The 21,979-nt window shown below is 47.9% G+C and carries 16 protein-coding genes; 4 read left to right on the forward strand and 12 right to left on the reverse strand.

All coding sequences use genetic code 11. The annotated features are described in order from the left end of the window. Window positions 1–2 precede the first annotated feature (2 nt). On the reverse strand, window positions 3–935 hold the full coding sequence (locus AC27IB_RS16970; RefSeq protein WP_296051342.1) for a histone deacetylase family protein: 933 nt from the start codon (window positions 933–935) through the stop codon (window positions 3–5). Beyond that, window positions 925–2,805 (reverse strand): GNAT family N-acetyltransferase, encoded by a 1,881-nt coding sequence (locus tag AC27IB_RS16975; protein WP_487122391.1) that lies wholly within the window; start codon window positions 2,803–2,805, stop codon window positions 925–927. The genes AC27IB_RS16970 and AC27IB_RS16975 overlap by 11 nt, the downstream gene beginning before the upstream one ends. A gap of 229 nt (window positions 2,806–3,034) precedes the next feature. Between AC27IB_RS16975 and iolB the strand changes: the two genes are divergently transcribed. Then, window positions 3,035–3,850, forward strand: a complete 816-nt coding sequence (iolB, locus tag AC27IB_RS16980; RefSeq protein ID WP_487122393.1) for a 5-deoxy-glucuronate isomerase — start codon at window positions 3,035–3,037, stop codon at window positions 3,848–3,850. Window positions 3,851–3,908: 58 nt separating this feature from the next. On the opposite strand, the gene AC27IB_RS16985 is transcribed toward iolB, so the two are convergent. The 10 genes from AC27IB_RS16985 to AC27IB_RS17030 all read right to left on the reverse strand — a co-directional run bounded on the left by AC27IB_RS16985 (window position 3,909) and on the right by AC27IB_RS17030 (window position 16,626). Further along, on the reverse strand, window positions 3,909–4,820 hold the full coding sequence (locus AC27IB_RS16985) for a DMT family transporter (RefSeq protein WP_487122395.1): 912 nt from the start codon (window positions 4,818–4,820) through the stop codon (window positions 3,909–3,911). A 60-nt stretch (window positions 4,821–4,880) separates the two neighbouring features. Continuing rightward, window positions 4,881–5,897, reverse strand: coding sequence for a bifunctional inositol 2-dehydrogenase/D-chiro-inositol 1-dehydrogenase (gene iolG / locus AC27IB_RS16990; RefSeq protein ID WP_487122397.1), 1,017 nt, complete (start codon window positions 5,895–5,897; stop codon window positions 4,881–4,883). Window positions 5,898–5,915: 18 nt separating this feature from the next. Next, a complete protein-coding gene (locus AC27IB_RS16995; protein ID WP_487122399.1) occupies window positions 5,916–6,812 on the reverse strand; it encodes a sugar phosphate isomerase/epimerase family protein in 897 nt (298 codons plus the stop codon). A 33-nt stretch (window positions 6,813–6,845) separates the two neighbouring features. Further along, entirely contained in the window at window positions 6,846–7,673 is an 828-nt protein-coding gene (locus AC27IB_RS17000; RefSeq protein ID WP_487122401.1) for a TIM barrel protein, read from the reverse strand. A 29-nt stretch (window positions 7,674–7,702) separates the two neighbouring features. Then, window positions 7,703–9,208, reverse strand: a complete 1,506-nt coding sequence (locus AC27IB_RS17005; protein WP_487122403.1) for a CoA-acylating methylmalonate-semialdehyde dehydrogenase — start codon at window positions 9,206–9,208, stop codon at window positions 7,703–7,705. A 40-nt stretch (window positions 9,209–9,248) separates the two neighbouring features. Next, a complete protein-coding gene (gene iolE / locus AC27IB_RS17010; protein ID WP_487122405.1) occupies window positions 9,249–10,139 on the reverse strand; it encodes a myo-inosose-2 dehydratase in 891 nt (296 codons plus the stop codon). Between the two features lie 24 nt (window positions 10,140–10,163). Beyond that, on the reverse strand, window positions 10,164–12,020 hold the full coding sequence (gene iolD / locus AC27IB_RS17015) for a 3D-(3,5/4)-trihydroxycyclohexane-1,2-dione acylhydrolase (decyclizing) (protein WP_487122407.1): 1,857 nt from the start codon (window positions 12,018–12,020) through the stop codon (window positions 10,164–10,166). A gap of 27 nt (window positions 12,021–12,047) precedes the next feature. Next, window positions 12,048–13,958, reverse strand: coding sequence for a bifunctional 5-dehydro-2-deoxygluconokinase/5-dehydro-2-deoxyphosphogluconate aldolase (locus AC27IB_RS17020; protein ID WP_487122409.1), 1,911 nt, complete (start codon window positions 13,956–13,958; stop codon window positions 12,048–12,050). Window positions 13,959–14,206: 248 nt separating this feature from the next. Next, on the reverse strand, window positions 14,207–14,902 hold the full coding sequence (locus AC27IB_RS17025) for a Fe2+-dependent dioxygenase (RefSeq protein WP_487122411.1): 696 nt from the start codon (window positions 14,900–14,902) through the stop codon (window positions 14,207–14,209). Beyond that, window positions 14,899–16,626, reverse strand: a complete 1,728-nt coding sequence (locus AC27IB_RS17030) for a purine-cytosine permease family protein (protein ID WP_487122413.1) — start codon at window positions 16,624–16,626, stop codon at window positions 14,899–14,901. The genes AC27IB_RS17025 and AC27IB_RS17030 overlap by 4 nt, the downstream gene beginning before the upstream one ends. 524 nt (window positions 16,627–17,150) lie before the next feature. Here AC27IB_RS17030 and AC27IB_RS17035 point away from each other — a divergent pair. From AC27IB_RS17035 to AC27IB_RS17045, 3 genes are all read left to right on the forward strand, one after another. Beyond that, a complete protein-coding gene (locus AC27IB_RS17035) occupies window positions 17,151–20,012 on the forward strand; it encodes a TonB-dependent receptor (protein ID WP_487122415.1) in 2,862 nt (953 codons plus the stop codon). A 103-nt stretch (window positions 20,013–20,115) separates the two neighbouring features. Next, window positions 20,116–21,057, forward strand: a complete 942-nt coding sequence (locus tag AC27IB_RS17040; RefSeq protein ID WP_487122417.1) for a sugar phosphate isomerase/epimerase family protein — start codon at window positions 20,116–20,118, stop codon at window positions 21,055–21,057. A gap of 32 nt (window positions 21,058–21,089) precedes the next feature. Further along, entirely contained in the window at window positions 21,090–21,935 is an 846-nt protein-coding gene (locus tag AC27IB_RS17045) for a MurR/RpiR family transcriptional regulator (RefSeq protein WP_487122419.1), read from the forward strand. Window positions 21,936–21,979: the final 44 nt, after the last annotated feature.

Genomic DNA, 21,979 nt, shown 5'->3' on the forward strand with positions numbered 1-21,979 from the left:
TTTCAGTGACTCTGTTCGTCGCCGTGTAAGCCTTTAATATGTGCCACCACACTACGCCCTAAAGCGCTTTGGTTGTAACCGCCTTCCAGCATACTCACAATGCGCCCGTGGCATACCTCATCGGCCACGGTGCGCAGTTGTTTGCTTACCCAGTGGTAATCATCTTCGCGCAGGCGTAACTGCCCCATAGCATCTTCGGCATGGGCGTCAAACCCGGCACTGATTAATATTAGTTGCGGCATAAAGTTACGCATTGCATCAAACCAGTAAGTCACTTTTTCACGAAACTCTGCACCGGTAGCCCCGGCTTTTAATGGCGCACTTAAAATATTGCTGGCCGACACCGGATGACCGGAGTGAGGATAAAACGGGTGCTGAAACGACGAGCACATTAAAATTTGCTTGTCTCCGGCGATGATATTTTCAGTGCCGTTACCGTGGTGAACGTCAAAGTCGATAATCGCTACGCGGGACAGTTCATACTTTTTCAGCGCATAGCGGGCCGCCACGGCAATATTGTTAAACAGGCAAAAGCCCATGGCATTGTCGTATTCGGCGTGATGCCCTGGCGGGCGCACGGCACAAAAAGCCTGACGATCTTCCCCTTCCATCACCCAATCTACTGCATCGCAGCCTGCGCCAGCAGCATATAACGCCGCACTCAGGGTGATGGGTGTCATGCCGGTATCCTGTTCCAGCCAGATCACGCCGGTGCTCGGCGAGCGCTGAAAAATACTGTCTACATAGTAGGGATCGTGAGCAAGCGCCAGGTTCTCTCTTTTTACCTGGCTGGCATCACCGTGCTGACAAATCATTTCCAGGCCCGAAGATAATAGCTGATCGTCAATAGCGTAGAGCCGATCCGGGTGTTCCGGATGCTCAGGAGACACATCATGATGCACGCAATCTTTGCCACGATAAATTTTAATGGTCATGCTCTGTCTCCTGTTCCGACACGGCCTTTTCCGCTTGCTCCAGCAGCGGTAATTCCAGCTCGACTTCACTGGGGTCACCGCTGAACAAGCGTTTAAACCCGTGATGTTCGAAAATAGCAATCATCGGTTTGTTGTCGGCCCGGCAAAATGCCAGCATTTTGTTGATTTTTCGTTTGCGGGCAATGTCGATAAGCTTGATCAGCAAGCGGCTGCCCATGCCTTTCCCCTGCTGCGTTTCGCGGGTAACGAAAGCCGCTTCGCAGGAATTATCGTGCTCGTTGTAATAAAATCGCCCGACGGCGTGAATAGTAATACGGGAGCCTTCCTGGCGCACAATGCACAAGGCTGCATCGGAGTTCTGATCCACGCTCACCAGATTACAGGACTTCTCCCGCGACATTTGTTTAGGGTCGTAGTTATAGCGTAAACGCAGGGTTTCCTTGGTATGCGAATAGAAAAATTCCTGCAACCGCCGCTCATCGGCCGGGTTAAGCGGCCGCAGGTAGAAGGTCTCGCCCTGGATGACCATTTTCTGCAGCTGGATAGCGCCCAGCTCCGGAATATCCGTGGGGTATTTTTGCTGAAAGTGCGGTACCCAGTAGTTTTTACGCACCTCGGCGAGCAGATGGGCGCGAAATTTAGGATGGGCCACGCGGATCAGCTCAAGCGCCCGCTCACGAATACTCTTGCCGCGTAGTGAGGCTATTCCGTACTCGGTAACAATGTAGTGTACATTGCCACGGGAAGTCGTAACGCCTGACCCTTCGGCAATACAGGGAACAATGCGCGACACGGTTTCATTCTGCGCGGTTGACGGCATCGCGATAATCGGTTTGCCGCCTTTACTCATCGACGCGCCCGACACAAAATCCACCTGGCCGCCAATGCCGCTATAAAAATCATAGCCCAGCGAGTCCGCTACTACCTGACCGGTTAAATCCACCTCCAGCGCACTGTTAATGGAAATCATTGTGTCGTTCTTGGCAATATTGGTAGGTTTGTTCACATAGCTGCTGGGGTAAAATTCGATATGCGGATTATTGTGGACAAACTTATACAGCCGCTCACTGCCCATACAAAAACTGGTGACAATTTTGCCCGGGTGAAAGGTTTTCTTGCGATTGGTAATGGCCCCGGAGGCAATGATATCCATGATGCTGTCTGACAACATTTCACTATGAATACCCAGGTCTTTGTGACGCTGCAAATACTTTAATGTAGCGCTGGGAATTTTCCCTACACCAAACTGCAGGGTGGCACCGTCTTCCACCAGCATGGCCACATACTGGCCTATCCGTTCGGTAACACTGTCGATGGCAGGCGCTTCGATTTCCTGTAAAGGTTCATCGGCTTCAATACAGGCGGTAAATTCGCTGATATGAATAAAAGAGTGACCTGCTGTGCGCGGCATCTGCGGGTTAATCTGGGCAATCGCAATGGTGGCATTTCGTACCGCCGACATAGAGATATCTACCGACACGCCCAGCGAACAGTAACCAAACTCATCCGGCGGGCTTACCGTCACCAGGGCCGCATCCAGAGGTAAGGTACCGTCGCTGAACAGGCTCGACATTTCAGATAAAAACACCGGTGTATAGTCAGCCCGGCCTTCATCCACCGCGCGGCGAATTTCGTCGCCCTGAATAAAGAACGTATTGACCTTAAATAACTGCCGGTATTCTTCTTTTGCCCAGCGCGTATCCCCCAGTGCCAGCATGTGCACCAGTTCGATATCGCTAAATCCTTTACTGTGTTTAATTAGATCGTCAATGAGTGCGTAAGGCACTCCGGCATTCCCACCAACAAATACCCGGCTACCTGACTTGATCAGATGCGACCAGTCCGGTCGCGGCGGCAGAGCAACGGTCATAGTTCCAACTCCCAATCTCAACTCACTTCATAATGCCACAGTTGCTGTCCAATCATATAAGCAAGTGGTCTAACTTTGATCTGAACGGTATTTTTTTGTCACTTATTTTAAGTCTGACAACAAAAGAAAACTAAATTTCATTTGTTAAAATTATGGAATATTTTTTTCATTAACGTTATATTGGTACCCTATTGATCAGATAAGCAAATTGCCTGAGAGGACGACTGTAATGCCAGAATTATTATCAAAATATCAACCGCCCGGCAAAACGGCGCAGACTCAAAATATCACCCCTGCTTCAGCAGGCTGGAAATATGTAGGGTTTGAAGTGTTTGAGCTGAAAGCCGGCGAATCGTTTTCACAACAAACCGAAGATCAGGAAGTTTGTCTGGTATTGGTAGGTGGTAAGGCTGATATTAAAACCACCGATCTCGACTTATCTGATGTGGGCGACAGAATGAGCCCCTTTGAACGAAAAAAACCATACGCAGTATATCTGCCAAATGATGATCACTTCACTGTCACGGCTACAACAAATGCCGAAATCGCAGTATGTAAAGCTCCTGGTAAAGGAGGCTTCAAGGCCCGCTTAATCACACCGGACGATATTGGTTCTGAATCCCGCGGTAAGGGTTTCAACAAGCGTCATGTGCACAACATTCTGCCCGAGACAGAGCCGGCGGACAGCTTGTTAGTGGTAGAAGTCTATACCGATGAGGGGAATACCAGCTCCTATCCTTCGCATAAACACGATCAGGATAATGCCCCGCATGAGACGTATCTGGAAGAAACCTATTATCACCGCATCGATCCGCCACAAGGGTTCGTTTTTCAGCGCGTTTACACCGAAGACGGTGAAATTGATGAATCCATGGCAGCCTACAACAAAGACGTGGTACAAGTCCCTAAAGGATACCACCCTGTAGCGACCTTAGCCGGCTACAACAGTTATTACCTCAATGTCATGGCAGGTCCCAATCGTCGCTGGTGTTTCGTATGGGAAGAAGCACATAACTGGATCAATTCGCCTGATTATGAGGGTTAAACATTTTTCGCAACTGGTCAGGCTTCAGGACCCAGTCTGCCTGACCGGTTTTTTTAACCTACTTCTCTTCATCTACTTGTTTATATCTTCTTGCTCTCCGCGCCGCTCGAACCACACCGAGGGAGTTAACTAGTAACGCAACAAAAATAATTGCCATTCCACTAAGTGCAGCAACGCTTAGTTTTTCTTTCAGCAAGAGAATACTGAGCAAGGCTACCCAAACGGGTTCGAGTGTCATAACGATTGCGCCCTGTCCTTCAGGTGACATACTTTGGGCTTTAAGTAACAAAAAAAAGCGCAACCAAGTAGCCAATACAACGCTTAACAATACCCAGTGCCAAACTGTTGACAGCTCCTGATTAGCATCCAATTCAAAGGTGAGATAAGCTACAACACAGGCAATACTCGCCGAGAGCATTTGATAAAATGTTTGGGTTACCGGTGGTATACCTGCACATAGTCTGCCATTGATGTTGAAATATAAGGCATAAAGTAAAGCGGAAGCCATAAACAAAATATCGGATTGGGTCATACTGAAGCCATTTCTTAACGCTAATAGTAAAATTCCCGGTAATGCAATGACGATAGCAATCCAGGTTTGTAACTGAGCACGAAAACCAAAGGCTAAACCGGTTACGGGGATGAGTAAAAAACTCAAGCTAATTAGGAAAGCGCCAACGCCAAGTCCGTCAGAAAGAACTAGTGCCGCGGCCCAAACAGAGGTCTGAACACCTAGCAACAGCCCGGTTAACAACGTATTTCTGATCTGAACAGACGAAGCTTTTAACACCACCCGAGGCTTCATAGCAGCCATTAACAAAGCAGAACTAAAAAACCTGATTGCTAAAAAGTACATTGGGGTTATCGCCAGCAATGCCGACTTAGAAAACAACCATCCCATGGCTGCCAACAAGGTCACCGACACAAGGAGTAAATGGGCAGTGATCTGTGAAGAAGATTGATTACTCATAGTGAAATTTTCAGGTTCCTGATCAAAAACCCCCGCTAAGCGGGGGTTTGATGAAACACTTTACTCGGCGTTGTAAAACGGCGGTCTGGGAGGCATATTGATCGACACGATCTCACCACTTTCCTGTGCCTTAACACAAGCATCACTCGCTACTGCAGCAGCAAAACCATCCCAGGCTGTCGGGCCGGTCAGGCTGCGCACTTTAATACCGTCGATAAAGTCTTGTAACTCAACATCGTATGCATCCAGAAAGCGCTTTTTCCAGTCTGTTAGAATATTTTGTGACAACTTCGCATTACGGCGAGTTGAAACAGACATGGGTTCAGGCAGGCTAGCAATACCTTCTTCACCAACTACCGAACACTGGATATCATATCCATATTTACAGTTTACAAATACCTCAACATCAATACGAACACCTTTGGCAGTCTCCAACAATACTATTTGTGGATCGGCCAGTTTCGAGTGCGAATATTTAGTTGTTCTCGGAAAAATAACCTGAGCTGATACATAATCATCATCCAGCAACCAGCGTAATACGTCCAGCTCGTGAACTAACGTGTCCTGAATCGCCATTGGCGTAACATACATCTCTGGTACTTCAGGATTCCGGTGAGCACAGTGAACCATTAACGGCTCGCCAATCTCACCAGCATTAATGGCCTGTTTAAGCATGCGGTAGCCTGAGTCATAAGGGCGCATAAAGCCAACTTGAACCAGGCGCTTACCATGGGCAACTTCGGCATCCACGATACGGCGGCAACCTTCTTCGGTTGTAGCTAAAGGCTTCTCGCAGAAAACGTACTTACCGGCCTCGATAGCTGCCAGTACATATTCTTCGTGGGTAGGCCCCCAGGAGCATACCAGTACCGCATCAACGTCGCCCGCGGCAATCAGTTCGTGACCGTCTTTATATACAACGGCATCAATACCCAGATCCTTTACCAGCTTTTCTGAGCTAGCAAGGTTTACGTCAGTCACTGCCACCACTTCGGCGCCAGTTAATACTTTACTCACACGCTTAGCGTGTTCGCACCCAATGGCGCCGGTTCCAATAACACCAATTCTGACTTTCATCTTCATCTCCAAACCTTGTTACGCCCAGTACTTGTTGACGTAACGTTGAATTTCTTCACGCATGAATCTAGACGACGCTTCGGCGTTTTCTTCCCATGCAAATACACAACTCGACAACACACCGTCGAAACCAATTTCGTGCAGTGTTTTGAAGAATACATCCCAGTCAATCTCACCTTCGCCCATGTTCAGGTGCTGGTGCACGCGAGCAGTGGAACCCGGAGGATTGACGATATAACGCAACTGCGAGGATGCTTTATGGTTGAAGGTATCCGCTACCCGGGCGTGAACCAGTTCACCCTGGGTTTGACGAATAGACTCAGCCAGGTCATCGCCGTAGTAGTATGAATGCGGTGCAATATAAGACGCTTTCACCGCTTTCGAATTTATGGTCCTGATAATGTCCATAGCCGGGGAAATTTCTTCTACCCAGTCTTCCGGATGTGGTTCAACACTCAGAGTTAACCCTTCGCGCTCAAGAATCGGAACCAACACATCCATAGAACGCCAGAAAGCATTTTCACAAGCTTCCGGAGTGTGAATACCCTGGGTATCAGCAGCAGAACGCTCTGGCGAACCACCACGACCAAACTCAGAAATCAGCAGCTCACATTCCATCTCAACAGCCACTTCGATGGTACGCTTCCAGTTGTCCATGGCCATTTCCCACTCATCTTTATAGGGACTGGACCAACGATACATTGGCTGCAGTGTTGCCAGCTCAACGCCTTCGTTTTTCATGGCTTGTTTAAACGCCTTTGCGCGAGCCGGGAAAACACGTGGACGTGTCCACCACTGCAAAAAGTCTGCACGCGGTGATAACTCAATGTAGTCGTATCCCATTTCCTTAACAAAAGCAGGCAACTCTTCAAGGGGGATATGACGATGCATATACGGATCGAGGGCTATTTTCATGTTCTGACTCCTCAGTTCTGTCGACTCGCTGCCTTAGGCAGACAGCGCTGATTTCATGTAATCCATGCTGGCTTTAATATCACCAACCGGGTCGGACGATTGCCACACACCATCTGAGAACGGCTCAAAAGAGATGTACCCCTTATACCCGCCTTCAAACAATGCTTTAACCTGTGCGATACTGTCGAGCTTGTCACCATCCATGACAAATTCGCGGTGACCATCGAGCATATCGGTAAACGTAATATCTTTATCTACCACAGCAGAAACATGCACCAGGCCGGTTTGCAGCGGGAAGAAATCCGGGTCTGAAGCACCCGCATGATGGAAGGTGTCATGCACCAGACCAAAAATCTCTTCACCCTCTACGGCTTTAATTGCACTAACAGCTTCTTGTTTAAAACGCAGAGTAGAAATAGGAAAGCCTAATGGCTCTACAAACCCTTTCAGGCCACGTTCACTAAGAATAGTCTTTAAGTCAGTCAGTGCCGCTTTTAAATCGGCAGTACGCTGCACATCAGTACGAGCATCATCGGCGTCAACCAAAGGGCAACACACCAAGCCAATGGCGCCAGCCGCTGCTGCGACATCTGCCATTTGTTCCGCCTGAGCCTTACGTTCGTCATTCCATACATTAAACGGATACAACGCATTAATGCTCAGCACGGTGATATCGGCAGCGTCAGCGGCCGCACGAACCGCTTTAGCTGTTTCAATATCAGTAACACTGTTTTCTTTTACGTCGTTACGTAATTCAACTGCTTCCATACCGAGGTTTTTAGCCGCCTCAATCATGGCCAGCGGGCTTAGCGTAGGGCAAGCCATGTGATTTAAAGCAAAAGAAACCGCTTGTTCAGACATAAATAATTCCAGATAAATAAGTTAATACATTAGTCCATAGTTGGCATAACAAACGCAGAACCGCCTTCACGGATCCCGGTTGGCCAACGAGTGGTCACTGTTTTCAGTTTGGTGTAGAAACGCACGCCTTCAGGACCATGCATGTGGTGGTCACCGAACAGAGACGCTTTCCAGCCACCAAAGCTGTGGAATGCCATCGGAACGGGGATTGGCACGTTAACTCCAACCATACCTACCTGAATCACGTTGGTGAACGTACGGGCTGCATCACCATCACGGGTAAAGATGGCAGTACCGTTACCGAACTCGTGATCGTTAATCATCTGTACCGCTTCATCGAAGGTCTTCGCGCGCACCATCGCCAGTACCGGGCCAAAGATTTCTTCTTTGTAGATAGTCATGTCAGTAGTAACGTTATCGAACAAGGTACCGCCAATGAAGAAGCCATTTTCATAACCTTCACGGGTCATTTCAAAATCGCGACCATCAACTACCAGCTCAGCACCTTCTTCGGCACCTTTAGCGATATAACCGGATACCTTTTCCAGGTGAGCCTGAGTCACCAGAGGCCCCATATCTGCATCCGCATCAGTCCCTGGCGCCACTTTCAATTTCGCCAGTTCTTCAACCAGGCGGGTTTTCAGTTTATCTGCGACTTCATCACCCACCGGTACAACTACCGAGATAGCCATACAACGTTCACCGGCAGAACCGTAAGCAGCCCCCATCAGTGCAGAAACCGTTTTTTCTACGTCTGCATCAGGCATAACTACCATATGGTTTTTCGCACCACCCAGAGCCTGAACACGCTTACCAAATGAAGCGCCACGCTCGTAGATATATTTCGCAATTGGCGTAGAACCAACGAAGCTCAGCGCTGGCACATCCTGATGCTCGATAAGCGCATCTACAACATGCTTACCACCGTGAATGATGTTAAACACGCCCGGGGGGAAGCCGGCCTGATTAATCAGTTCTGCGTAAAACAATGCCGCAGATGGATCGCGCTCGGAAGGCTTAAGAATAAAAGTGTTACCGGTTGCCAGCGCCACAGGGAACATCCACATGGGCACCATGGCCGGGAAGTTAAACGGCGTAATACCCGCTACCACACCTAAAGGCTGGCGAAGGGCGTGACTATCAATAGACGTACCGACATTTTCTGTCATGTCAGTTTTAAGCAAGTTAGGACCGCCACAAGCAAACTCAACGACTTCCAGACCGCGAATGACTTCGCCTTTAGCATCAGATTCAACTTTGCCGTGTTCGCGCGAAATAATTGCTGCTAACTCGTCGAGGTTATCCTCGAGCAATTGACGGAATTTATTCATGATGCGCGAACGCTTCAGTGGTGACGTATTCGCCCAGGCAGGGAATGCCGCTTTTGCGGCAGCAACCGCTGCTTCAATGTCCGCGTCAGTTGATTGCACAACTTCAGCAATCACTTCACCCGTTGCAGGGTTAAATACCGGGGTATAGTCAGAGCTTTCGCTTTCAACAACCTGACCGTTAATAAAGTTTAAAATCTTGTTCACTATTCTTCTCCGTATTGACGGGTTAACGCTCGAAAGCGCGTTACATCAGACCTGCTTCGGTGGCCATAGTCTGTAAATTACTGTGACCCAGGGTCGCATAGGTCAGTGGATCTGCTACGGCTGGATCCTGCTCAGCTTCCACAACCAACCAGCCTTCATAGTTAATCTCTTTTAACACAGTGAATATTGACGGGTAGTCCACACAGCCATCACCAGGTACCGTGAACACACCATTTAATACAGCATTCAAAAAGCTCAGGTTGCGGTTTTTAGCATCGAGCATCACGTGTTTACGAATATCTTTGCAGTGCACATGACAGATGCGATTTGACCAGCGTTTTGCTACCTCAACAGGATCTCCCCCAGCGAACAGGCAATGCCCACTGTCGAGCAACAAACCGAGGTCTGAGCTGGTACGACGCATCAGTTCATCAATTTCATCCTCGGTTTGGATCACGGTTCCCATGTGGTGGTGATAAGCCAGGCGAACACCGTGTTTAAGGGCGTACGCGGCGACAACATCTAACTTTTCTGCATAATCATCCCACTTATCAGCCGGGAATGGTCGTCGTAGGGACAGAGGTGTAGATTGGTCGCCGTGTACGCAACTTGTGACTTCACAGCACACCATTACCTTACAACCAGTATCGCGAAGTAATTCCAGGTGGGACTGCATAGCCTCTATTTCTTCCTCAGCACTTCGCTCTAACAGCATCAGCGAGTACCAGCCGGAAACGGCTTTTAATTCATGAGCAGCTAACACGGTATTGAGTGCATCGGCTTCACGGGGAAATTTGTGGCCTAACTCAAAGCCTGCAAAACCAGCTTGCTTACCTTCACTCAGGCAGACTTCCAGGGGCGTATCGCCGCCAAGGCTGGGCAGATCATCGTTAGTCCAGGTAAGTGGATTGATACCTAATTGAACTGGCATGATTAAACTCCTAAATACACCTGATTACAGGTTTTTAAACTGTTTGGCTTTTTGTTTTTCGTAGAACTCACGTGCCTTTTGGACTTCTTCACGTGGAGACACTTCAGGTACCGCAACATCCCACCAGAAGCCACCTTCTTCGGTAATTTTCAGCGGATCCGTATCTAAGGTGATCACATATGAAATAGGGGAGGCCTTGGCGCGTTCTAATGCAGCTTCAAGCTCTTGAATAGACTCAACCTTTTCAGAGGCTGCGCCCAGTGATTTTGCATGCGCCGCAAAGTCGGTTTTTGGTGCACCTTCTTCAACGGTCAGACAGTCGTCCAACAGGTTATTAAACCCGGGACCACCACAGAATTGTTGCAAGCGATGAATACAGCCGTAACCACGGTTATCCAGTACAACCAGCACAATTTTGTATCCCAGCATGACCGACGTTGCGATTTCGGAGTTGAGCATTAAATAAGAGCCATCACCGACCATGATGTACACTTCTGAATCTGGCTTGGCCATTTTGGCCCCCAGACCACCGGCGATTTCATATCCCATGCAGGAGAAGCCATATTCCATGTGGTAACCACGGCTAAAACGGGTACGCCATAATTTTTGTAGCTCACCAGGCAAACCACCCGCAGCACAAACAACGATGTCCTCTTCGCCAGCAGCACGGTTAACCGCACCCACTGCTTCAGGATCGGTTAATGGCAATGTCTTCTTGTCAGCGGTTGCTTCATCAACATAAGCATCCCAGGCTTTCTTTACCACTACAGCGGCTTGCTGCCAGCCATTTTCCGGCTTCCAGCTGCCCAGTGCTTCGCCTAATTTAGGCAGGGTTAACTTTGCATCCCCAACCAATGGCTTACCGTAGTGTTTGACAGTATCAAATGAAGCAACATTTATGCTGACCAGCTTCGCTTCAGGGTTGATCATCGTACGGGAGCCAGATGCAAAGTCACCCAATCGGGTACCAACAGCAATGATGAGATCACATTCTGCTGCCAGCTCGTTCGTTGATGCAGCACCCGTTACCCCCATAGAACCCATGTTCTGTGGATGATCCCAGGGCAGTGCACCTTTACCGGCCTGGGTTTCACCCACCGGAATTTTATGTTCACTAACAAAGTTGTCGAGCTCAGCTATCGCTCCTGAGTAATGCACACCACCACCTGCGACAAGCAGTGGTTTCTTAGCCGCTTTAATCAGCTCAACCGCTTCAGCCATTTCTACTTCATCTGGTAACTGGCGACGCAGATTATGGACTTTTTCTTTAAAGAAATGCTCAGGGAAGTCAAACGCCATGGTTTGTACATCCTGTGGTAACGCTAATGTTACCGGGCCACACTCTACCGGATCGGTCAGTACACGCATTGCTTGTGGCAGTGAGGTCAGTAATTGCTCAGGACGCGTAATACGGTCGAAGAAACGACTCACTGGCTTAAAGCAGTCATTCGTGGTCATTGTGTGATCGTGGTACGTTTCCAGCTGTTGTAAGACCGGATCAGGCATACGGGTTGCAAACGTATCTCCCGGCAGGAATAAAACCGGAATGCGGTTTACATGTGCTACGGCGGCAGCGGTGACCATATTGGTTGAACCCGGGCCCGCTGAAGCAGTACACGCCATCATTTGTTGGCGGTTTAACGTTTTCGCATAAGCTATTGCCGAGTGCGCCATGGCTTGTTCGTTGTGCGCACGGTAAGTCGGCATGGTATCTTTTACCTGATACAACGCTTCACCTAAACCGGCGACGTTACCGTGACCAAATATCGCCCAGACACCGGCAAACATTGGCTTCACTTCGCCATCCATCACGACCTTCTGGGCCATCATATATTTCACCACAGCCTGTGCCATGGTTAGACGGATCGTATTAGACATCATTAAAATCCTCGCAATGAACGGTCAGTCTTACTGACCGCGCTTGTTCCAAACGTCGACCAGAAAACGATAGTTGGCTTTTATTTGGTTAACCATTTCTTCATCATTTATTGTGCCTGCCAGCCAGGCTTTAGACGGCTCGCTAAAAATAGACCGCCCGACCGCGAAGCCTTTCACCATTGAACTGTTAGCCGCCTGATTAAAGCCGGCTTCCAGTACATCCATCGGTGCATCCAGACCAAGAATGACAATGCCATGGCAGTGTTTATCATTTTTGTTAACCAGCGCCTCAACGGTCACCCAGGATTCTGCGCTTAGTGGCGGTAACTTCCACCAATCCGGTTTAATGCCAAGGTGGTAGAATCGCTCAAGCGTTCTGATATAGTTTTCATCGGTTCGCGGCTTACTGGCCGGCAATATGATTTCGAGGAGTAGCTCATGGCCGGACTGACAACAAGCTTCGTAGACTTCACGAACCAACTGCTCTTGTTCCAGGCGCATTTCTACTGAATCATCAGGGTGATAAAACACCAGACATTTGACGATATGCTCTAGTGGCCAACTGACCAGTTGACTGCCGATGTTGCCATGTTCTAAACGTAATGGACGTGAGCCGGGCAATTCGATAGGCCGGGCCACCCACCAGTCACGCCCGGTCACTTCATTGAGTACAGCCTGTCCATAGGTGCCGTCGACGAACACGCCAATTTTGCCTTGCAGCCCGAGTTCTTCACGGGATTCTTCTGCGGCACGTAATATAAGTTGTTTGACGGCCGGAATTTTGTCCAGCTCAGCACCGGCATCAATGGCCATTTTTTCCAGTTGACTACGGTGATCGAAAGCCAGAATATTCAGTTCACCCCAGCTGTGGTCGCGGGTGGTAACGCGATGTAAATGCTGTAAGCCTTTATCCAGATCAGGACGCGGAACAGACTCCGCACGACTCAGATAATCATCCAGTTCTTCTTTACTTGGCATTGCCGGAGCGCAGCCATGACGAGAAACAACCAGAGCGCCACAAGCATTGCCATAGGCACAGCTTTGTTGCCAACTTTCGCCGTTGAGGTATCCACGTAACAGGCCTGACATAAATGCATCGCCTGCACCCAGTACGTTCATTACCTGAACCCTAACACCTTTGAAAACCTCTGCATCATCGAGGCTGTCAGGGATGTCACCGTCAAAGACAGCGCATCCGAGCGGTCCAAGTTTGCAGACCAATGTGCCGTGGGTAATTTCACGCACTTTCTTTAATGCAGTGATAGTGTCTTCAGAGCCGCCGGCTATATGGAATTCCTCTTCAGTACCGACGATTAAATCAAAATGACCCAGTACATCCTGTAGTTCCTGAGTGACCTGCTCTGAAGCGATAAAGCGTGTTTCGCCATCACCAGGATTAGTCAGCCCCCACAGGACCGGACGATAATCAATATCAAGCGCACGTTTCAATCCATGCTTGCCAGCATACTCGAGAGCCTTAAGAACTGCGGCACGTGTCTGATGATTTGACAGGTGGGTACCGGTAATTGCCAGTGCTCTTGATGATGCAATGTAATCTTCTTTTACATCATCCGGCGTGATAGCCATATCAGCACAGTTGTCACGATAGAATATAAGAGGGAATGTGTCTTCATCTTTCAGACCAAGAATAACCAGTGCGGTCAGGCGTTCCGGGTCTGTGATCAGGTTGCTGGTATCTACACCTACCCGGTCTAACTCTTCACGCAGGAATCGTCCCATGTGTTCATTACCAACTCGCGCCAGCATTGAAGATTTGAGTCCCATACGAGCAGTGCCGTACGCCACGTTCCCAGATGAGCCACCCAGATATTTGGCAAATGTAGCTTCATCTTCGAGGCGCGCGCCGATTTGCTGACCATACAGGTCGACCGCTACGCGTCCCATGCAAATTAGATCCAGTGTTTTAGTTGTAGTACTCATTATTTTTCCTCTTTAAACACGCTGGTCCGCAAGGTTTCGTTCAACGTGCCAAACAGGCTTTTCACGTTGACTTGTTCATTTTGCGCTAAGCTTAATGAAACGAAATAAATATTTCAACATTAATTTAACGAAATTTTCATTCCGTTTTAATTCGGGCTATCCGAAGCAGGTTTAATCTTTTTAAAACAGCAACTTAGAATCCCGCTCCATACTGAAATATTTATTTCGTAATGCATTTCATAGAGTGATTACTGACCTTTCCACCACATCCGATATAAGTTGTGTTTAACATTCAGCGCACGAGTGTGAAACTCTGTCAGAGCCAACGACTCATCAGCCATCATGTCATCGCATAAAGTGGTAATTTCAGTTAACAAGTCACGCTCTTGCTGACTCTGAATATGTGATTCAACCCAGCCGACAAAGGCTATTCTGCGTCCGGCGGTAACAGGTAACACTTCGTGCATCACGCCTGATGGGTAAAAAAGCAATGTGCCTTTCGGCTCTTTGAGCCGCATTTCTTCACCGCTGGGATAGGTCAACCGCAACTCCCCACCGACGTAACTATCAGGTTCGGTAAGAAACAGAGTCATGGAATAATCAGTACGCACCTGACGCCGGTTATCACCCAGGAAGGCTGAGTCTGCATGAGGCCCGTAAAACCCGCCGTCGCAGTACAAATTAAACCTGGGATTGACCATGCTTTTGGGGAACATACGTGTGCGTATGTGACTACTACCCATAATGGCGTCGTTGATCTGTTTAATCAGCTCATCTGCTGGCGCGGTTTGCGGGCTCATTTGATAGGCAATTTCCTTATTACCTTTTACCCTCTCGCGATAGAGCTTGCCCGGCGCCAGTCCATCGGCCCAGTTCAGCCTGTCCAGCGTGGCGACTATCTCATCACACTGAGCAGCAGATAGCAGCGGTAGCCGGGAAATCACCCCCGGCTCTCCACTTCAGGTTGTTGGCTGTAATATTCTGTCTCATCTGTTTCTGCAGACTCTTTCTTGGTAAACCAATAAGTACCTGAAATAAAATACAGAATTGTTGGTAGCACCAGCCATTGCTGAAATTGTTCGAGCGCGTCAGGGCCTGCAGCGTAGACCCACACAGCCAGTGCGCCACAGGAGATCAATGAACCAATTGCAACAACCTTTGCCAGCGTAACAAGCGGATTTTTTGCCAAATCTTTATCGGTGGCTTTCTCGATTTGTTCACTGTGGCTAAAGAAAGCCTTTTCCTCAGCAACCCGGGCTTCGTATGCCGCTTTTTCTTGTGCCGCCTCGGCGGTAAAGTCCTCTTTAGCACCGGCTATTGCTGCCATCACCATATAGCCAACCGTAGCAACCAACCAGGTCGGTAATAACAAGAAGAATAAATGCACGTCAGCCAATGTATTTAATACAAAAGCGAACACCAGAGATCCTAGCCAGGCTGCCAGTGCCGGCACGTTGATGTTGTTGCCTTTGTAGCTGTTCCAGTAGGGCGTCATTCCCACTTTATTTAACAGCCAGTGCTCAGCAAACAGGATGGCACCAATCGGCGCAATCGCCAGCCCCATAATGCCCAGGAAATCGAGCATTTGCGCAAAAGCAAAAGGAAAGCAGGCAATAATGGTGGTAAATACACCGACCACAATGGTCACTTTAATGCGGTCCCATTTGGGGTTTATCGATTGAAATGCCAGTCCCGCCCGATAAATTGTTGGGTTAGAAGTTGTCCAGCCTGCAATAATAACAGCCAGAATACCTGCCCAGCCCAGCGCCTGATAAGCCACTTCTCCGGCATCCAGCTGCGTTACCGTGGTGTTCAGTATCATAGCCGCAGCCGCGCCCATAATTCCGGCACAGATCCAGGCCATATAGTGACCAATAAACATACCCAGTGCTGAGAACAATCCATAAGAAGATTTCTTGGCAAAGCGCAGTATAGTCATGTCAGACATGGCGCCATGCATGGGTAAATTGCATACCCAGGCAAATGCCGCAACGTGCCAGATACCGATCCCATTGTCCTGTTCTTGCCAGATGAAACGATCACCCACACTGAAGAAGTCTGCTAAGCTTTTAATCGAAGTCACTCCATCAGTTGCTGCAATCAGTATTGGTAGCGCAGCGATGCCTCCTATAAGGAACATTAATATCATCCATGGCGCACAAACCGCTGCAAACTGAGCAACTTTTTTAAATCCGTTGATTGCAACATAACTGATGACAATACCTACACAAATCGCAACAAAAACGAAACTAATACTATTAGGATACCAAGTCACTTGTGGAGGGATTCCAAATGGGATACGCACTGCAGATGCCGATACTGTTATCATGGCACCAGCAATAATGACAAATAGAATGCCATTTATGACACTGTAAAGTTTAACGACCCCGGGGCCGGCGACCTTTTCTAAGTAAGCGTACAATGTTAAGCGTGTTCTCACAGCTATTGGTGCAGTAATAAAGGCCCAGGTCAGTACAGCCAGAAGATTACCGACCAGCAGACCCACAATTACGTCATAGGTTGAAACACCCAAAGAAACAAATAACGCACCAATGACAAACTCGGTCCCGGCAACATGCTCACCAGCATAACTGGCAGCAAAATGTCTGGCTGGTTCTAATTTATTTGCCGCGACCGGCTGGTTTTCAAATTCTTGCACTTCGCTCACAACGGCGTTCTCCACAGAAATTAGTTCGATGAGTTGTTTAATAAGATTTGTTTTGCAGCGCCTTTCTTCAGCTGGAATTTACAAGCGATTAATGCTTTCATTAACGACTTGTTTTCCGTCAACCTACATGCAAAAGCCTACAGCTCACCGCACAAAACACACTTTTAAATTTAAAGTGACAAATATTTAACATAGCCAAAATAAAACAACTCAAAACAAATTACAACGAAATTTATATTTCATTTGGCGAATTAAGCTTACTTTGCCGATCATCAACCCATAAGATGCACAATAAACAGCCATAATCGGTATGAATAATGTGCATAATGGCGATTTATCCACCCAGGAAATGACAAGAGCGTACAAATTTGTAAACTTATTATGAAATATTTATTTCTTTTTTATTGACTGATGGAATAATATTTTGTAAAAATTATGTCAACAGATGACAACCCTACTAACAAAGTCGTCTATTTGAGAAATGCAGTTAACATATAATTTACAAAACCATCTGGAGAAACCCTATGTTCGTTTGTTACAGAAAGACACTCTTAGCCTGCTGTATTACCAGTGCTTTAAGTTCTGTACCTGCACTTGCAATTGCTCAGGAAAACCAAGCAGCTGAAGCCACAGGCCAGGATGCAGAAATTATTGAAGTTCGTGGAATTCGCCGTAGTCTTAGCGCTGCCCAGGATATAAAACGCTCAGCACCTGGTGTGGTTGATGCCATTTCGGCCGAAGACTTAGGTAAATTTCCAGACACTAACATCGCCGAGTCGTTGCAGCGTATTCCAGGTATCGCCATCGACCGTAATGGTGGTGAGGGTCAATTTGTAACAGTGCGCGGTTTTGGACCCAGCTTTAATACCGTATTAGTCAACGGACGTCGTATCGTTTCTGAGACTGGTGGACGTGAATTCAGCTTTGACTTATATCCAGCCGAGCTAATCTCTGGCGCAGATATTTATAAGTCAGGTGTGGCCTCCCTACAAGAAGGCGGCATTGGTGCGACGATTAATCTGAAAACAGCGCGCCCTTTCTCGCTGGCCGACGATACCATGCTGGTTACAGCTCAGGGCCTCTATGATGAGAATAGTGGTGAAACAACACCTCAGCTGTTTGGCCTTTATTCCACCAGCTTTAACGACGGCGCAACCGGTATTCTATTATCAGCCTCGTATCAAAATCGTAAGTCGCAGGAAGATTTCACTAATACCAACGGGTGGCTGCCGACCAATGTTGATTCAATCAACTTCGCTGACGGCGTCAATGCAAACCCGGGTAATGTGTCGACAGCATTCATCCCGCGTGAAACCCAAACTGGCCGTCGGAGTCAGGAGCGTGAGCGTCTCAACATTCAGGGCGTATTACAGCATTACCTGACCGATGACATCCTGATGACAGTGGATGGTTTCTATAACGATTACGAAGTATCTTCCTCGGCGACTATGCTGGGATCATGGTTTGGTACGCCAGCAGCGACTTCGAATGTTATTCTGAATGAAAATGGCACGGTACTGGAACAAGATATCTCTTCGGAAGTAGGTATCCTTAACCGACTGGAAGGCCGACCTACCAAAACGATGGCACTGGGAGCGAACTTCAAGTGGACCGTTAACGATGAACTGACGACGGTATTTGACTTTGGTTACTCTTCTTCCGAAGCAAAACAGGGCAAAGGGAATGGTCAGGCTGTAATGGGTTTCACTGACGATCCGAATGATCCCTCTGATGATTTCCAATTTGACAATTACGGCTCAGAAGCCGAAATCATTTACCCGCAAGCTATCATTGATCGACTGCTGGATAAAGACAGCTACCGCTCTCACGTAGCGCAATATGGTGATCAGGCGGGTGATGGCACTGGCGGAAACTCAGTAGAAGGCAGCATTTACCAATTCGCAGTTGATAGCACCTATGAACCCTACGATGGGGGCATGCTTAGCAAAATTAAGTTTGGCGTAAACTATTCTAAAGAAGAAAAGACTGTAGACATCATTCGTCCAAGTTTTGACGTATTCTGTCAGTACTGTTTCTTTATCACTGATGTACCAAATGAGTTGCTGCTGGACTTTGACACCTCCGGATTACTTAGCGGTGTATCTCCGAATACCTTCCGCGACCTGTATACCTTTAATCTGAATGACTACATTGGCTGGCAAACATCAGCTGAAGGTTTTGCTGCGCGTGATGCTTACTATGGTTATGAAGCCGGCACTTCCGAAGCGTTTTACAACGCCCAGCCTGGTGGGTTCCTGGGCACAAAACAACCAGACAGTTATGAAGTATCTGAAACAATCATGGCGGCTTATGCTGACATGTTGTTTGAGGGTGAATTCAGTAATATGCCCTGGAAGTTAAATACTGGTGCACGCCTGGTATACACCAAAGATGAAGCCGTTGGCTCTCAGCAATTGTTGGTTGGTTTGAATCAAACCACAGCGACTCAGTACAACCCAGCATTTGACACAGCAGGCTCTGGCTTCCAGTCCGAAACCAACGACTACCTGAAAATTCTGCCTAACCTCAGCTTCACACTGAACCCGACAGAAGATTTTGTTGTACGTCTGGCCGTGTCTGAAACCATGACACGCCCTGAGCTTAAAGATCTGGCACCTCGTTTTTCATACCTGGATTTGCGTCCAGGCTCACTTAACGCGGTGGCAGGGAATGTAAATCTGAAACCTTATACATCAATTAACCTGGATGCTTCCTTTGAATATTACTGGGGCGACATTAACTATGTGAGTTTGGCAATCTTCCAGAAAGAGGTGCAAAATTTCATCGTCACCGACAACGAAGTTGTCACTGTTTCTGGTGTTGATATTCAGGATCCACTGTTATCTGATGAACCAGCTATTGATATTGATGCAGGTACTATCGACTTTAATGTTCAACGCCCTCTGAACAGCGAAACTGCCGATGTGACTGGATACGAAATCGCCGCACAGTATGCTTTTGATGACGGCGCCCTGGAAGGTTTAGGTTTCTCTGCAAACGCAACTTTCTTAGATTCTAATGCATCTATCGCATCAAACAGTAACGTAAGCACGCTGTTCGCTATCCCCGGTCTAGGTGACTCCATGAACGCCACCATTTTCTACGAGATGGATTCATTCGAGGCTCGAATTTCATGGAGCAACCGGGATGAGTTCCTGGAGTCTCTGATTAACCCCAAAGCCGGCGTTGAACCTGTCTTTACCGAAGAGTTCTCACAGGTTGACTTCCAGCTGACCTATCGCTTTACCGAGGACTTCTCAGTATTCGTTCAGGGCGTTAACATCACTGACGAAGCGATTCGCAAACACGGTCGTTACGATGAACAATTTATTCTTTATCGCAACACTGGTCCGCGCTATAGCGTTGGATTCCGTGGACAGTTTTAAACTTAATAGTTAACTAAACCCATAGGCGGATTACTATCCGCCTATTTTTCCCATAATGAAATAAATATTTCACTCCGCTCAACCCTACAGTTCTGAGGTGTTTATGAAATTATCCTGTTGTACTGACAGCCTTGGGCATTTAGCTTTTGAAGATATGCTCGATTATTTATCGGCAAGAGGTGTGAAAGCCGTTGAGATGACAACGGGTGGCTGGTCGCCAGCACCACATGTACGAATGGACGAATTACTGGCTGATGCCTCTGCAAGAGAGCGTTTTCTTACCGCACTCAGTTCCCGCGGTATGGAAATCGCAGCACTAAATTGTTCTGGCAACCCGTTGGACCCCAGTGAAATGGGTCAGGAACATAAGGCGGTTTCTTTTAAAACCATGGAACTAGCCGGCCTGCTGGGCGTAAAGAAAATAGTTATGATGAGCGGCCTGCCTCCCGCGTCACCGGAAGATACTGTACCCAATTGGATCACCTATACGGTAAGTTGGCCCCCGATCCTTAAGGAACGTTTGGAGTACCAATGGAACGATGTAGCGATCCCTTACTGGAAGGAACTAGTGGCACACGCAGAACAACATGGTGTCGAAAAAATCGCACTGGAGAATTTTAGTTCTATGTTGGTGTATAATCCGGAAACTTTGTTCCGTTTACGGGATGCGGTTGGCCCCATGGTAGGCCTGAACCTGGACCCCAGCCATATGATTTGGATGGGCATGGATCCTATCCATGTTGCACGGGCTCTTGGCGATGCCATTCACCACGTTCACGGCAAAGATGTGCGTCTGGAGCGTGGCCTGGTGGAGGTAAACGGGCTATTAGAAACCAAGGTGGTAGAAGATACAGCGAACCGCACATGGAACTATGTAGCCGTTGGTTGTGGCCGCGATTTACAATGGTGGAAAGAGTTCTTTTCGGTAGTCAGAATGACCGGTTATAACGGCTTTGTCTCGCTTGAGATGGAAGACCTGACCATGTCAGTTGAAGCAGGACTGGAAACTTCCATTAATGCGTTACAACAATCCATAAGCCAATAGCATTTTTACATCGAGTCATTTAGAGTAAGCGGATGAGCGCAATTATCGATTCTGAGGAAGATAAAGGTTTGAATTGGGGTGAGTTACAGGAACTAATTAAGTCACGTTACCCACAAATGAGTAAACGTCTTAAACAGGTTGCTAAGTTTGTATTGGAGAATCCCAATCTGGTAGCGTTTGAAACTATAGCCGTCATTTCAGAAAAGATGGATGTGCCGCCGTCTACTTTGATCCGCTTTGCGACAGCTCTGGAACTTAATGGCTTTAATGAAATTAAACAAATCATTAAAGAGGATAAGCTACAGCACACCAGTAACTACAGCAATCGGATCCAGTTAATGCGGGGCCAGCAGGACTGGCGTAGTGACGAATTAATGCCAAGGTTTGCCAAGGCTAATCGTGATGCGTTACGTCATCTGGAAGACAGCATCAACAGGGATGATATTCAAACAGCGATTGAGTTGATGAGTAAAGCTCGTCATATCTTTTTGCTGGGTAATGGCCGCGCGCATACAATTTCAACGTATTTGCATTACGCGCTGAACCATATCGATAAGAAAGTGTTCCTGATTAACGGCACCGGTGGCATGTTCCAGGAACAAATGTCGAATGTAGAACGCGGTGATTTGTTATTTGCCATCAGCTACAGCCCCTACTCATCCAATACCTGTGAACTCGCAGCACAGGCAGCTAACCGGGGCGTAACCGTATTATCCATTACAGATAGTCCGATATCGCCCCTGGCCAATACCAGTCAGCATTCTTTTATTGTCCAGGAAGCCCGGGTAGATGCCTTCCGTTCGTTATCTGCTTCATTATTATTGTCTCAGGTGCTTGCGATTGGACTTGCCGACCATAATGCGGTTGAACCAATCTGAATACCCAACAAAAAGAACTTCTATAAAAAACCCCGCATCAGCGG

The organism is Alteromonas sp. 4NH20-0104 (genome assembly GCF_057547795.1).

Excerpts from the sequence above, each read along its gene's own strand:
- AC27IB_RS16970 (WP_296051342.1), bottom strand. The coding sequence starts at position 935 with ATGACCATTAAAATTTATCGTGGCAAAGATTGCGTGCATCATGATGTG.
- AC27IB_RS16975 (WP_487122391.1), bottom strand. The coding sequence starts at position 2,805 with ATGACCGTTGCTCTGCCGCCGCGACCGGACTGGTCGCATCTGATCAAG.
- iolB (WP_487122393.1), top strand. The coding sequence starts at position 3,035 with ATGCCAGAATTATTATCAAAATATCAACCGCCCGGCAAAACGGCGCAG.
- AC27IB_RS16985 (WP_487122395.1), bottom strand. The coding sequence starts at position 4,820 with ATGAGTAATCAATCTTCTTCACAGATCACTGCCCATTTACTCCTTGTG.
- iolG (WP_487122397.1), bottom strand. The coding sequence starts at position 5,897 with ATGAAAGTCAGAATTGGTGTTATTGGAACCGGCGCCATTGGGTGCGAA.
- AC27IB_RS16995 (WP_487122399.1), bottom strand. The coding sequence starts at position 6,812 with ATGAAAATAGCCCTCGATCCGTATATGCATCGTCATATCCCCCTTGAA.
- AC27IB_RS17000 (WP_487122401.1), bottom strand. The coding sequence starts at position 7,673 with ATGTCTGAACAAGCGGTTTCTTTTGCTTTAAATCACATGGCTTGCCCT.
- iolE (WP_487122405.1), bottom strand. The coding sequence starts at position 10,139 with ATGCCAGTTCAATTAGGTATCAATCCACTTACCTGGACTAACGATGAT.
- iolD (WP_487122407.1), bottom strand. The coding sequence starts at position 12,020 with ATGATGTCTAATACGATCCGTCTAACCATGGCACAGGCTGTGGTGAAA.
- AC27IB_RS17020 (WP_487122409.1), bottom strand. The coding sequence starts at position 13,958 with ATGAGTACTACAACTAAAACACTGGATCTAATTTGCATGGGACGCGTA.
- AC27IB_RS17035 (WP_487122415.1), top strand. The coding sequence starts at position 17,151 with ATGTTCGTTTGTTACAGAAAGACACTCTTAGCCTGCTGTATTACCAGT.
- AC27IB_RS17040 (WP_487122417.1), top strand. The coding sequence starts at position 20,116 with ATGAAATTATCCTGTTGTACTGACAGCCTTGGGCATTTAGCTTTTGAA.
- AC27IB_RS17045 (WP_487122419.1), top strand. The coding sequence starts at position 21,090 with ATGAGCGCAATTATCGATTCTGAGGAAGATAAAGGTTTGAATTGGGGT.